The 14,242-nt window shown below is 59.1% G+C and carries 7 protein-coding genes; 5 read left to right on the top strand and 2 right to left on the bottom strand.

The window, feature by feature from the left end; all coding sequences use genetic code 11:
- The first annotated feature begins 265 nt into the window (after positions 1-265).
- The 5 genes from ASC90_RS14890 to ASC90_RS14875 all read left to right on the top strand — a co-directional run bounded on the left by ASC90_RS14890 (position 266) and on the right by ASC90_RS14875 (position 12,480).
- Positions 266-8,785, top strand: coding sequence for a glucoamylase family protein (locus tag ASC90_RS14890; protein WP_056542611.1), 8,520 nt, complete (start codon positions 266-268; stop codon positions 8,783-8,785).
- A 99-nt stretch (positions 8,786-8,884) separates the two neighbouring features.
- Positions 8,885-10,111: an OpgC domain-containing protein gene (gene opgC, locus ASC90_RS14885; protein ID WP_056541825.1), complete on the top strand. Its 1,227-nt coding sequence runs from the start codon at positions 8,885-8,887 to the stop codon at positions 10,109-10,111.
- 77 nt (positions 10,112-10,188) lie between these two features.
- Positions 10,189-10,335, top strand: coding sequence for a hypothetical protein (locus tag ASC90_RS28885; protein WP_156392959.1), 147 nt, complete (start codon positions 10,189-10,191; stop codon positions 10,333-10,335).
- A gap of 112 nt (positions 10,336-10,447) precedes the next feature.
- Positions 10,448-11,482, top strand: a complete 1,035-nt coding sequence (locus ASC90_RS14880; RefSeq protein ID WP_056541822.1) for an aspartate-semialdehyde dehydrogenase — start codon at positions 10,448-10,450, stop codon at positions 11,480-11,482.
- Between the two features lie 176 nt (positions 11,483-11,658).
- Positions 11,659-12,480, top strand: coding sequence for a lytic murein transglycosylase (locus ASC90_RS14875; protein WP_056541819.1), 822 nt, complete (start codon positions 11,659-11,661; stop codon positions 12,478-12,480).
- Positions 12,481-12,531: 51 nt separating this feature from the next.
- On the opposite strand, the gene ASC90_RS14870 is transcribed toward ASC90_RS14875, so the two are convergent.
- Positions 12,532-13,182: a carbonic anhydrase gene (locus ASC90_RS14870; protein ID WP_056541814.1), complete on the bottom strand. Its 651-nt coding sequence runs from the start codon at positions 13,180-13,182 to the stop codon at positions 12,532-12,534.
- A 61-nt stretch (positions 13,183-13,243) separates the two neighbouring features.
- Positions 13,244-14,119, bottom strand: coding sequence for a pyridoxal kinase PdxY (gene pdxY / locus ASC90_RS14865; RefSeq protein ID WP_056542608.1), 876 nt, complete (start codon positions 14,117-14,119; stop codon positions 13,244-13,246).
- Positions 14,120-14,242: the final 123 nt, after the last annotated feature.

Below are 14,242 nucleotides of genomic sequence, written 5' to 3'. Positions count from 1 at the left end.
CCAGAGCGAGGCAGTTGCCCCGAGCGAAACATCTTGACTTGAATTATTGTAATAGTGTCCAACTTTCTCGGATGAGGGCACGACGGGGCCATGTTGTCGTAAAGCCCGCACCGCGTTTAAACCGATTAGTATCGCCCGTTGATTGCCCTCGCATGCTGCCGCACGGCACTAGGTAAACCCCGCGCTGTTCATGTGGCAGTCATACTTGGCGGTGCAAAAGGCTTCACATAATGACCACAACTCCGTTTGGATCCAGACCGAACCCATGACCATTTCCGTCACGTCTCCGAGCCCGTCCCGCGAGTCCGAAATGAAGCAGATCGATCACAACGATTCGATCCGCTCGACCTATCTTTCCATCGAAGACATCAAGGCGATGGGAGAATCCGCCGCCACCCGTGGAGTGGATGCGCTCCCAGCTTACGCGCCTTTCGATTTCTTCGCTCGGCACAAGGAAAATGAAAAAGAAATCCTGCGTGTCTACCGTACGACGGCGGCAGACGTTGAATCAGGCGAGACCATCACGCCAGCGGCGGAATGGCTGCTGGACAACCACTACATCGTCGAGGAAGCGATCCAGGAAGTACGTCGCGACTTCCCGAAACGGTTCTACCGCGAATTGCCGACAATCAACGTTGGCGGCACGCAAATTCCGCGAACGCTTGCGCTCGCCTGGCTGTATGTCGCCCACACCCATAGCACGATCTCCCAGGAAAGCCTCACCTCGCTGGTTGATGGCTTCCAGCAGAGCGAAACGCTGAGAATCGGCGAGCTCTGGGCCCTGCCGTCGCTGGTGCGCTACGTGCTGGTGGAAAACTTGCGCCGGATCTCAAGTCGAGTGGAGCGGAGCCGGCGCATGCGTCGCCGCGCCAATGAGGCGGCAGACGAACTTGTGCGGCTGACCGATCCAGCAAAGGCGGCCGAGTACCTGAAGTCGCTTCAGCCGCTTGCGGAAGACAATACATTTTCGACACAGTTCCTTTACCGCATGCGAGACGGTTCGCAGGCGTCCAGTGTCGCCATCGCGTGGCTTGACGAACAGCTGGAGACGCTCGGGCGCGACACCGAAGAGACGACGATGGCGGAACACAGCCGTCTGTCCTCCGGCAACGTCACGATGGGCAATATCATTCGAAGCCTCCGCGAAATCGACGATACCGAGTGGTCGGTATGGGTCGAACAAGTCAGCCACGTGGACAAACTGCTCTGGGATCATTCGGATTACGGCACGCTCGATTCCGGTTCACGCAACAAATACCGCAAGCAGATAGAAAAGCTCGCCAAACGGTCGTCAATGACCGAAATGGAAATCGCGCAGCTTTCGCTTGATATGACGCAGGAGGCAGTTGCCTCGGGAGAGCAGGAGCCACACGAGCCGAATGTCGGCGGCTACCTGACCGGTGCCCAACGGCCAAAGCTCGAAGCACGGGCAAACTATCGCCCGACGCTTGTCCAGTATTTTGTACGGACGGTCCGCAAGTTCAACTGGCTGTCGATTGCCGTTCCCGTGCTGCTGCTGACCGTCGTCGCCATGGCCATCGTTGGGCGGTTCATGGCGAATGCCGGCATGGGTCCGTTCGAGATCGCCGTCATGCTGATCATGTTTTCGCTCCCGGCCTCCGAGGGTGCGACAGGCCTGTTCAACACCTTGCTGTCGTTTTTCGTTACACCGGCGCGGCTCGTCGGCTACGAGTTCAAGGAAGGAATTCCGGAAGAGGCGCGGACGCTCCTGGTGGTGCCGTGCCTGATCTCGAACCGCGACAGCGTCGATGAACTCGTCCGCAATCTTGAGGTCCACTATCTCGCCAATCCGCGCGGTGAAATCTATTTCGCATTGCTCAGCGATTGGCCAGACAGCGAGGTTGAGGAAACCGTAACCGACCTCGAAGTCCTGGACTATGCCCGCCGCGAGGTCGCCAACCTTTCAGCACGTTACGCCTTTGACGGAAAAAACCGCTTCTATCTCCTGCACCGTCGCCGCCTCTACAATCCCTCCGAAGGCGTGTGGATGGGCTGGGAACGCAAGCGCGGGAAACTCCACGAACTGAACTTGCTGCTTCGCGGCGATCGCGACACGACCTACCTTCCTGGCGCCAACACGGCACCGGCAAACGTCCAGTACGTGATGACGCTCGACGCGGACACGCGCCTGATGCGCGACGCGGTCACCAAGCTCGTCGGCAAACTCTACCACCCTATCAACCGACCCGTTATCAATCCGACGACGGGTCGCGTCGAAAGCGGCTATGGGGTGCTGCAGCCACGCGTGACACCATCCCTGACAACGGGCAAGGACGCGTCGGTGTTCCAGCGGGTCTTCTCGATCAACCGCGGCTTGGATCCCTATGTCTTTACCGTTTCCGACGTCTACCAGGACCTCGCCGGCGAGGGCACGTTCACCGGCAAGGGCCTGTACCACGTCGATGCTTTTGAAGCGTCGCTGAAGGGCCGTATCGATGAAAACTCGGTGCTCAGCCATGACCTGCTCGAGGGCTCGATGGCGCGGTGCGCATTGGTCACAGACCTCGAGCTCGTGGAAGATTTCCCGGTCCGCTACGAGGTCGAGACCTCGCGCCAGCATCGCTGGGCACGCGGCGACTGGCAGCTGCTACCCTATATGTTCAACCCGAAGTACGGCGTCACCGCACTCGGCCGCTGGAAGATGTTCGACAATCTCCGTCGTTCGCTGACGCCAATTGCCTGGTTCTTCGCTTCCGTCCTGGGCTGGTATTTCATGGGTCCTCTCGGAGCGCTTATCTGGCAGATTCTCCTTATCTTTTGCCTGTTCGTCGCACCGACATTGTCACTCATCAACGGGATCATTCCGCGAACCAGCGATATCGTCGCTCGCGCCCACCTCTACACCGTATGGTCCGATATCCGCGCAGCCAATGCGCAAGTCGCACTGCGAATTGTCTTTATTGCCGATAGTGCCTGCATGATGGCTGACGCGATCGGCCGGTCTCTCTACCGGCTGATGGTCAGCCACAAGCTGATGCTCCAGTGGAAAACCGCAGCCAGCGTCCAGGCCGGCAAACAGGGCACGATCTTGTCCTACTACAAGGCGATGTGGCATGCGCCGGTGCTGGCAATCCTGGCCCTCGGCTTCGCAGCCCTTTCGGGTGACAACGCCTATCTGGTCGGAATCCCCTTCGCAGTACTCTGGATTCTTTCCCCGTTGGTCGCTTACTACGTCAGCCAGTCGGCAGAGACGGAAGATCGCTTGGAAGTTGCCGAGACCGTTTCCACCGAGCTTCGCAAGATCGCTCGTCGAACCTGGCGCTATTTCGAAACATTCACCACGGCCGAGCAGAACTTCCTGCCGCCGGACAACGTGCAGGAAACGCCACATATGATCGTGGCGACCCGCACCTCGCCGACCAACATTGGCGTCTATCTGCTGTCAGTCGTGTCCGGTCGCCATTTTGGCTGGTTCTCGTTCGAAGAAACCATCACGCGGCTCGAACAGACGATTGCCACCATCGATAAGATGGAGAAGTTCCGCGGCCACCTGTTCAACTGGTACCATACGGACACGTTGCAGACGCTTGGACCGCGTTACGTCTCGGCGGTCGACAGCGGAAATCTCGCCGGCCACCTCATCGCGATATCATCCGCTTGCCGTAACTGGGCCGAAGCGCCTTCAGCCCATATGCAGGGCAATCTGGATGGCGTTGGAGATACTGCCGGCATTCTCGCGGAAGTGCTTTCCGAGCTGCCTGATGATCGAAAGACCGTGCGTCCACTGCGTCGCCGGCTCGAAGAGCGCATCATCGGATTCCAGAATGCCCTGGCGGCGGTCAAGCGCGAGCACGAGTTCGCCTCCATCCGCATCATCAATCTGGCGGTGCTTGCCCGCGACATACAGAAACTCGCGGCAAATCTCGATCACGAGGTTAAGTCTGCGCTGAGTGCCGAAGTGACGCTTTGGGCAGAATCGCTCGTCAGGGTCTGTGAAGCTCACATCTCCGACAGTACCTTTGATCTGTCGAACATAGACGCACTGCGTCCGCGCTTGATCGCCCTCCGCGATCAGGCTCGCGACCTCGCCTTCTCCATGGATTTCGGCTTCCTGTTCCGTCCCGAACGCCGCCTCCTTTCGATCGGGTATCGCGTCGAAAGCGGCGAACTCGATCAGGCCTGCTACGACCTTCTGGCTTCCGAGTGCCGCCTGACCAGTCTGTTCGGGATCGCCAAGGGTGATTTGCCTACAGAGCACTGGTATCGCCTCGGCCGTCAGGTCGTGCCGGTCGGCTCCCGCGGTGCGCTGGTCTCGTGGTCCGGCTCAATGTTCGAATACCTCATGCCGCCGCTCGTGATGCAGGAGCGCGGGGGTGGTATCCTTAACCAGACCAACAACCTCGTGGTGGTCGAGCAGATGAACCACGCTCGCAAGCTGGGGATTCCGTGGGGCATTTCCGAAGCGGCGTTCAACGCACGCGACCACAATCTCAACTATCAGTACACAAACTTCGGCGTACCGACGCTCGGCCTCAAGCGCGGCCTTGGCCACAACGCCGTAATTGCGCCGTACGCATCGATCCTGGCCAGCCAGTACAATCCCCCGGCCGCGCTGGAAAATCTCCAACGCCTGCGCAAGCTCGGCGCCCTTGGCAAGTACGGTTTCCATGACGCCGTCGACTTCACACCGACACGTGTGCCGGAGGGCAAGACTTGCGCCGTCGTCTACAATTATTACGCCCACCACCATGGCATGTCGATTGCGGCGGTGGCAAACGTGGCTTTCAACGGCCACCTGCGCGAGCTCTTCCATTCGGATCCGGTCATCGAAGCTGCCGAACTCCTGCTTCAGGAAAAGGCGCCTCGCGATATCCCGGTGATGAGCGGCAAGCACGAATCCGACACGCCAGCCAGCATTCAGGACGATCTGCTGAAGCCCGAACTGCGTAAGATCTATGACCCCGCATCGCGCGATCGCGAGCTGGTGTTCCTCTCCAATGGCCATTACTCGATGATGCTAACGGCAACCGGCGTCGGCTACGCGCGCTGGAATGGCCAGTCCGTGTCGCGCTGGAAGGCTGATCCGACCGAAGATCGCTGGGGCACCTTTATTTTCCTTCGCGATACAGCGACCAACGAATGGTGGTCGGCGACTGCGGAGCCCAAGAGTGTCGAAGGAGAACAGGTGCGGGTTCTTTTCGCCGACGAAAAGGCGGAGTTCACGAAAACCGTTGGCGACCTGACCAGCGAGGTCGAATGCATCGTCGCAACAGAGCACGATGCCGAAGGCCGCCGTCTGACCTTGATCAACACCGGAACGGAAGACCGCTTCATCGAGGTAACCTCTTACCTCGAACCGGTACTCGCGACGGACGATGTCGACAACGCTCATCCGGCGTTCGCCCGTATGTTCGTCAAGACGGAAATCGGCAAGCGCGGCGATGTCATCCGCGTCGAGCGCAACAAGCGTGACCCCGGCGAGCCGAATATGGCAGTTGCCCACCTCATCGTGGATAATGCCGGTTCGTCGCGCCACACCGAATTCGAGACCGACCGACGCAGGTTCCTGGGACGCGCCCGGACCTTGGCGAATGCTGCCGCCTTCGATGCCGGCGCGACGCTTTCGGGCACCGACGGTTTCACGCTCGATCCCGTTCTGTCGCTGCGCCGCACGGTCCGCGTACCAGTCGGCAAGAAGGTCAGCGTCATCTTCTGGACAATTGCCGCTCCTAGCCGCCACGAGGTGGATCAGGCAGTCAGCCGCTACAGGCACGCCGATGCGTTCAATCACGAGCTCGTCCAGGCCTGGACACGCACGCAGGTACAGATGCGCCATGTCGGTGTGACATCGCAGCAGGCAGCTGCGTTCCAGTATCTCGGCCGACATCTTGTTTATCCGGATATGCAATTACGCGCCGACGCGGCAGCGGTCGAGGCCGGCATGCAATCGCAGTCGTCTCTCTGGCCATTGGCGATCTCGGGCGACTTCCCGATCTTCACCCTTCGCGTCAATGACGACATGGATCTCGATATCGTCCGAGAGGCCCTGCTCGCGCAGGAGTACCTCCGGTCCCGCGGCGTTACCGCCGACCTCGTCATCATGAACGAGCGCGCGTCGTCCTACGCACAGGACATGCAACACGCGGTCGACCAGATGGCGGAGAACGTGCGCCGCCTGGGTCAGGCCGACGGCCTGCGCCAGCACATTTTCGCGGTCAGAAAGGACCTGATGGAAGAGGCGACCTACCACGCCTTGATCTCGGCATCGCGTGTCACCTTCCACGCGAAGAACGGCAAAATCATCGATCAGCTCAATCGTGCCGTGGCGCTTTCCGCTCCGAGCAAGGAAGAGCAGCTGGAGCTTGAGCGCGTCAACCGCGCCAAAGGTCCCTCAAAGCCGATTGCGCTGACACCCGCATCTGAAATATCGAAGCAGGTTATAGAGGATGAAGGCGACCTGAGTTTCTGGAACGGAATGGGCGGCTTTTCCGGAGACGGCCGCGAGTATGTGGTGCGGTTGCCGGGCGGACACGCCACCCCGCAACCATGGATCAATGTCATCTCGAACGAAAAGTTCGGTTTCCACGTCTCCGCGGAAGGGGCTGGCTTCACGTGGAGCGCGAATTCGCGCGACTACCAACTGACGTCATGGTCAAACGATGCGGTCGTCAACCGGCCAGGCGAGGCAATTTACGTCGTCGATCGTGACGACGGCGCAGTGATGACACCATACGCAAGCCTTTCCAAGCGCCAGGATATTCGCTTCGAGGCACGTCACGGTCTAGGATACTCGACTTTCTCCAGCATCCAGAACGAGATAGCCCTCGAGATGACGCAAACCGTCGATCGTGAAAGGCCCGTCAAGCTGCAACGGCTGCGGCTGCGCAATCAGGGATCCAAACCGCGCAAACTTCGGCTCTACGGTTATGTCGAATGGATTCTGGGCAACAATGCCCAGAAGACTGCACCGTTCATCCTCTCTGAACTTGATGAGGAGACGGATGCCCTGTTCGCCAGCAACAACTACAGCATCGACTATTCCGGTCGTGTTGCGTTCTTCGCGGCGAGCGAAAGGCCATCGAGCTTCAGCACAAGCCGTCGCGAGTTCATCGCAAAGGGTGGCACGATCCAGTCGCCGCGCGCCGTAGTTTCCGCCGCCACGCTCGCCGGGGTGACCGATCTGGACGGCGATCCCGCGGCAGCGCTGGCGATCGATATCGAATTGGCGCCGGGTGAAGAACGACACATTTCCTTCTTCCTGGGCGACACCACGACGAAAGCCGAAGCGCGAACCTTGATTGCTGACATCCGGCAAACGGCATTCGATGATGTGGTTCACTCCAACCGCTCCTTCTGGCAGGACTTCACGGGCAAGGTACAGATCTCGACCCCGGATCAGGGCATGAACAACCTGATCAACACCTGGCTGCCCTATCAGAGCCTCGGTTGCCGCATCATGGCACGCACCGCGTTCTATCAGGCCAGCGGCGCTTTCGGTTTCCGCGACCAATTGCAGGACACCTTGGCCTTCGTGCTCCACGAGCCTTCGATCGCCCGCAAGCAGATCCTGAACGCTGCCTCGCGTCAGTTCCGCGAGGGTGACGTTCAGCATTGGTGGCTGCCGGGCACAGGTGCCGGCGTTCGCACGCTGATTTCCGACGATGTGGTCTGGCTCGCCTACGCCATCCATCACTACTGCAGCGTCACAGGCGACAAGGGCGTGCTCGACGAACAGCTTGCCTTCCTCGAGGGCCCCGCCCTTCTCGAAGGCCAGCACGATTCCTTCTATCGGCCAGAAATCTCCGAAGACACGGCCAGCGTCTATGAGCATGCGGCAATCGCGCTCGATCTCGCCATCGCGCGCAAGGGAGCAAACGGCCTGCCGCTGTTCCTCGGCGGTGATTGGAACGACGGCATGAACCGTGTCGGCGTTGGCGGCAAGGGTACCAGCGTATGGCTCGGCTGGTTCCTGGCCGGCGCCCTGCGCTCGTTTGCCTCCTACGCCGAGGAGCGCGGAGATACGGCGCGTGTTGAGCGTTGGGCAAAACATCTCGGCGAGTTGAAGACCGCGCTTGAAACCGTGGCCTGGGATGGCGCCTACTATCGGCGCGGCACTTTCGACGATGGCAGCTTGCTGGGCTCAAAGGAAAGCCTCGAATGCCAGATCGATTCGATCGCACAGTCGTGGAGCGTGCTGTCCGGAGAGGGTGATCCGGCCCATGCGGCCACGGCGATGGAGTCGGTTCTCGACAAACTCGTCGATCGCGATGCCCGAATCATCCGGCTCTTCACGCCTCCCTTCGCGAACTCCGCCAAGGATCCGGGTTACATCAAGGCCTATCCGCCGGGCGTGCGTGAAAACGGCGGCCAATACACTCACGCCGCGACCTGGGTGGTCATGGCGCTGGCGGAACTCGGTCGCGGCGATGATGCGTTGCGCTGCTTCGATTTGCTCAATCCGATCAGCCACGCACGGGACTCCGAATCGGCCGAACGCTACCGGGTCGAGCCCTATGTCATCGCCGCCGATGTTTATGGCGACGGGGAGCTCACCGGACGCGGTGGCTGGACGTGGTACACCGGATCGGCCGGCTGGCTCTATCGCGCTGCGATAGAGGGCATCCTCGGCATACGATTGAAGGATGGCCGCTTGTATGTCCGCCCGGCGCTACCGAGCGCATGGGACGGCTTCACCGCGGAGATCGAACACGCAGGTGCCAAATACCTCATTTCGGTCTCAAAATCGTCCCATGAGCGAGGCTACGATCTCGCTATCAACGGAGGCGGAGTCGCCGATCCCGAAGAGGGATATCCGGTCGGATAACAGCACTTTCCACGCTTACCATCCGGCATTTCGTTGCGGCCAAAGGGGAAACCTTTTGGCCGCAACTGCGTTTGCAAATCGGAAAAGCAGGAGATGTCTATGGCAGCAGCGCCCGGACGAACAGTCAGCGCCACACGGAGTTCCGTGGCATCAGCAACGCCAAAGCGCGACACACGATTGGATGTCCTACGAGGACTGGCGTTGATCACGATTTTCATCAACCATGTACCCGGGCAGATTTTCGAGCACCTGACAACGAAGAATTTCGGCTTCTCCGATGCAGCGGAAGCCTTCGTCCTTATTTCCGGTATAGCCGTCGGCCTGGCCTACGGTTCGCGCTTTCAGCCGAAAGCGTGGCTGCAAACGGCAGCCAAGGCCGCGAAGCGAGCTTTCACGCTCTACCTCGCCCACATGATCACTACCTTCATGACACTCGCGCTGTTTCTCACGGGTGCCTGGATTTATCATCGGCCCGGACTGCTTTGCGAAATCAATATTCTGGCGGTGCTCACCAATCCCCAAGCCGGCGTCCCATCGCTGCTGCTGCTAGGCCATCAAATAGGATACAACAACATTCTGCCGATGTACGGCGCACTTATGCTGACGGTGCCGATCATTTTGTTGTTGAACGCCGTAAGCCCGCTCCTTGCGCTTGCCGTCTCCGGCACGGTCTGGTTTCTCGCCGGTGTCTTCGAGATAGCTCCTCACAACATGTTGATCGAGGGCTACTGGTTCCTCAACCCGCTCTCCTGGCAACTGCTGTTCACGATCGGCATTGTGGGAATGATGCATGTCCGCCGTGGCGGCAAACTGCCGCAGCACCCGATCCTCTTTGCCCTCGCCGCAGCCTACGTCGCGTTGTCTTTCGCTTGGGTAGTCGGCCAGCTTTGGGGCTTCGGAAACGCACTGGCCTCGCTCGGCTTGCCGCCGGTTCTCACTGGCTTCGACAAGACGTTCCTTTCACTGCCCAGGCTATTGCATACTCTTGCTTTGGCCTACCTCGTCATCAACATACCGGCAATCTCGAGCATGTTGCGACGCCCGACCGATCACCCGCTGTCCATCCTTGGTCGACATTCGCTGAATATCTTCGTGGCCGGAACGATCCTCGCCATGGTCGGTCAGGTTATTCTCTATATCAACAATCACGATCAAGTTGTCGGCCCCGTGTTCGTCGTTGTCGGTCTCACCGCGCAATTTGCTTATGCCTACTACCTCGAGAGGAAGCGTCAGGCCAGCAGCACCACTGAACCACGATCCTCCAGTGTTTCCATGATCCCTGTCCCGGTTCGCGCTGATCACCAGCGCGGTCCGGGTCGGAGATAGGGTGTCCGGCGCGGCAGATACGATAGGTTCACCGACCCGGATCGACCAAAAACCTTGACTCCTGTGGAAAACCTTTTATGAGCAACGACGGAATAGGAATATCCATGGTTCGCGACGAACATACCATTGCTGCATGCAATGACCGGGCACGCAGTGCCAGGATGGATATTGCCGTTCCGGTTTCTTCCAAAACCAAGGCCAAAACGACGACGAAAACCGTCTGACGTCTCTGGCCTGCCGCTCTCTCCCCGGCCCGGCTGGGGACAGGAAGCCGCGATCCATTCGCGCCTTCCCCCTCACCGGACAAGAGGAGAGAAGAGAAAGAGAGCTTGAGAAATGGGTTTTAAAGTTGCAGTTGCGGGAGCTACCGGAAATGTCGGCCGGGAAATGCTCAATATCCTCTCCGAACGCGGATTTCCGGTTGACGAGGTGGTGGCGCTTGCCTCTTCGCGCTCGCAAGGCACCGAGGTTTCCTACGGTGACAGGACGCTGAAAGTCGCAAACCTCGAGAACTATGATTTCTCCGATACGGATATCTGCCTGATGTCTGCCGGCGGCGAGGTGTCGAAGAAGTTTTCACCGAAGATTGGTGCGCAGGGTTGCGTTGTCATCGACAACTCCTCGGCATGGCGTTACGACGCCGATGTGCCGTTGATCGTTCCCGAGGTAAACCCGGATGCCATCACGCAGTTCACCAAGCGCAACATCATCGCCAACCCGAACTGCTCGACCGCGCAGTTGGTTGTCGCGCTCAAGCCGCTGCACGACTTTGCCAAGATCAAGCGTGTCGTCGTTTCGACCTACCAGTCCGTTTCAGGCGCCGGCAAGGACGGCATGGACGAACTCTTCAACCAGACGCGCGCCGTCTTCGTTGCCGACCCGATCGAGAACAAGAAGTTCACCAAGCGTATCGCCTTCAACGTGATCCCGCATATCGATAGTTTCATGGAAGACGGCTACACCAAGGAAGAATGGAAGGTGCTGGCCGAAACCAAGAAGATGCTCGACCCGAAGATCAAAGTGACGTGCACCGCGGTTCGCGTCCCGGTTTTCATCGGTCATTCGGAAGCCGTCAATATCGAGTTCGAGAACGAGATCACGGCCGACCAGGCACGTGACATTCTGCGCGAAGCGCCGGGCTGCCTCGTCATCGACAAGCACGAGAACGGCGGCTACATCACGCCCTACGAGTCTGCCGGCGAAGATGCGACCTTTATCTCGCGCATCCGGGAAGACGCAACTGTCGAGAACGGACTTAACATCTGGGTCGTTTCCGACAACCTCCGCAAGGGCGCCGCTCTCAACGCGATTCAGATCGCTGAACTGCTCGTCAACCGCGGCCTGATCAAGCCGCGCAAGAAGGCGGCTTGAACCAATTGTTAACTATAGTTTGTTAAGCCCCGCTTAATAAGATAGGGCTTTCGCTAGGGCGGGTGGGTCTATTGTGGCTTCCCGCCCTTGCTAAATGAATGATGGTCACAATATCGCCGACTGTGGGCTGCTTGCCCCGTTTGAAGGCTAGCCAGATCCGGAATCGGGGTACCTCCATGCATGTAAAAAGATTTTTTCTGGCAGCTGCGGCAGCAGCAGCTATTCTCCACACAGTTCCTTCGGCAGCAAATGCGGCCCAATGCGGCAACACCGGCGCTGGCTTCGGCGCCTGGGTCGGCGAATTCAAGCAGGAGGCGGCTGCAAACGGGGTCAGCCGGTCAGTTCTTGACCGAGCTTTTGCAAATGTCGTTTACAACAGACCGACGATTTCAGCAGATCGCGGCCAGAAAAGCTTCAAGCTCTCTTTCGACGCCTTCATGCAAAAGCGCGGTGGGGCAACAATCATTTCTCGCGGCAAGGCGATGAAGCGTGCCAATGCTGCACTCTTCGCCTCCATTGAGCGCCGCTTTGGGGTGCCCGCCGGCCCATTGATTGCGATATGGGGCATGGAGACAGGCTTCGGCAGCTACATGGGGAATCAACATACACTGTCGGCGGTGTCGACGCTGGCCTACGATTGCCGTCGCTCCGCCTATTTCACGGACCAGCTCTACGCAGCACTTCAACTCGTCTCCGAGGGTTACCTGAATCCTCAAGCTCGCGGCGCGGCGCATGGTGAAATCGGCCAGACACAATTCCTCCCGCGCAATGTCGTGCTGTTCGGCATCGATGGAGATGGCGACGGCCGTGTCGATATGGTTGGTTCGCGTGCCGATGCCCTCGCATCGACAGCCAACTTCCTGAGAGGACACGGCTGGCAGCCGGGCGCTGGCTATCAACCCGGTGAACCCAATTTTGCAGCCATTGCCGGTTGGAACGCTGCGACGGTATACCAGCAGGCGATTGCCTATATCGGTCAGCAGATCGACAACAGCTGAGCGGGGCTCGATTTCAGCAGAGCAAGGCGCTGGATGAAAATCTGGCGCTTTTTATTGGTTTCGGATTTCGGGGCGGATGAAGTCGCGCGTCGCGGCATCCATGACCCACAATTCGCCTGTCGAGATATCGAACCAGGCGCCATGAAGACTTATCTTGCCGGCCTCTTCCAGAGCTTTGATGTTGGGAAAGGTTCTGAGGTTTTCGATTGAATTGCGGATCGACACGCGTTCGAGCGCTGTCTGACGCTCCGCTGCGGTCATTACATCGTTGCTTTGGATCTGTTCGGCGGCAGGCCGCACCAGCGACATCCAGCGCCCGATGAAATCTCCCGGTGACAATGGTTCCGCGTTGGGATCCAGCGCAGCCCGAATACCGCCGCACCGGCCATGTCCCATCACGACGATATCGGGAACCTTGAGCACTTGGACCGCGAATTCCAACGCCGCGGACGTCGCGTGAAAGTGCCCGTCCGGCTCGTATGGGGGGACCATGTTCGCAACGTTCCGGATAACGAAAAGTTCACCGGGACCGGCATCGAATATCAGCTCTGGCGCTGCGCGCGAATCCGAGCAGGCGACGACGAGCGTACTGGGGTTCTGACCGTCTTCGGCCAGCGCCTTGTATCGATCGCGTGCGTCTGCGTAACGCCCGTTCATAAAGTTGCGGTAACCGTTCAAAAGGGAATCTGGAAAATCCTGCATTCATTTCGAATACAGCGTGCACTAGGCAAGATCAACTATCGCACTGCAGAATGATAGACGGCTAGCTTCTGCGCCGCTGAGCCGGATGCATCAGGCGTCGCATCTGCACCATCGCCATGGGCGTGGCGAGGCTGGCTGAATCACTTGCCAGCGTCAATTCATCGCTGCCGCGCTTCACTGCGCGAGCCAGCACCTCGTACACACTAGCGGTCGACAGTTGCAGCGCCCTTTCGTCGTCCATCCCGGATAGAAGACGTGAAAGAAACAACGCGGCAAGAAGATCGCCCAAACCATTCGGCGGCTTCTCGATGACGCGGTGCTCCGCCAGCAATGCATGGCGCCCCGAAAGATAGAGGTTGCCCGTTCCACCAGCCATCATCGGCACCGCAGAAGTTACCAGCATGCGCGACGGGCCTAGCGCGAGAGCAGCATCCATGATGGCTGTATTATCTTCCAGCGGCGCGCCAGCCAACCAGGCAAGCTCGTACCGGTTTGGAGTGGCAAGCGAAGCGAGGGGTATGAGGTGATCACGGATCGCCTCCGCCGTTGCCAAGGGAACGTAGAGTCCCCCGAGGTCGCCCATAACAGGATCGCAGACATAGAAGACATCCGGGTCTCTTAGTCGCAGCGCCGTCACCAGCCGCGCGACGGAGCGCGCTTGGGCAGGATTGCCAAAATAGCCAGAGAGAACGGCCTTCACTTCTCCTAGCCAGGGCGCTCGAATGAGATCGTCGATCGCAGCGTCGAAATCGGATTCGGAAAAGGTCAACCGCGTCGAACGGCCGTGCCCGGGATGCCAGGGCAGCACGATCGTCGGTAGCGCCCACACCGGATGGCCCAATGTCTCCAACGCAAATACCGCCGCGCGATTTCCGACCGAACCACGCACGACATGGCTTGAGATGACGATCACGGTTCCCGGTGCAGTCTGCGACATTATGCTCGACCCAATTGCGACGATCCGTTGATCGTCTTTTTGCAGCTCCACTGTCAACCATCCTTCATGCAGACATGGAAATGTCGCGCCAAGGGAAACATCTGTCTGTGGAAGCCTGATCTT

The organism is Rhizobium sp. Root1220, from assembly GCF_001426265.1.
GTDB lineage: Bacteria > Pseudomonadota > Alphaproteobacteria > Rhizobiales > Rhizobiaceae > Rhizobium.
Note: the sequence above shows the minus strand (reverse complement) of the source record. Positions and strands in the feature narration are given on the sequence as shown.

Excerpts from the sequence above, each read along its gene's own strand:
- ASC90_RS28885 (WP_156392959.1), top strand. The coding sequence starts at position 10,189 with ATGAGCAACGACGGAATAGGAATATCCATGGTTCGCGACGAACATACC.
- opgC (WP_056541825.1), top strand. The coding sequence starts at position 8,885 with ATGGCAGCAGCGCCCGGACGAACAGTCAGCGCCACACGGAGTTCCGTG.
- ASC90_RS14880 (WP_056541822.1), top strand. The coding sequence starts at position 10,448 with ATGGGTTTTAAAGTTGCAGTTGCGGGAGCTACCGGAAATGTCGGCCGG.
- pdxY (WP_056542608.1), bottom strand. The coding sequence starts at position 14,119 with ATGTCGCAGACTGCACCGGGAACCGTGATCGTCATCTCAAGCCATGTC.
- ASC90_RS14875 (WP_056541819.1), top strand. The coding sequence starts at position 11,659 with ATGCATGTAAAAAGATTTTTTCTGGCAGCTGCGGCAGCAGCAGCTATT.
- ASC90_RS14870 (WP_056541814.1), bottom strand. The coding sequence starts at position 13,182 with ATGCAGGATTTTCCAGATTCCCTTTTGAACGGTTACCGCAACTTTATG.
- ASC90_RS14890 (WP_056542611.1), top strand. The coding sequence starts at position 266 with ATGACCATTTCCGTCACGTCTCCGAGCCCGTCCCGCGAGTCCGAAATG.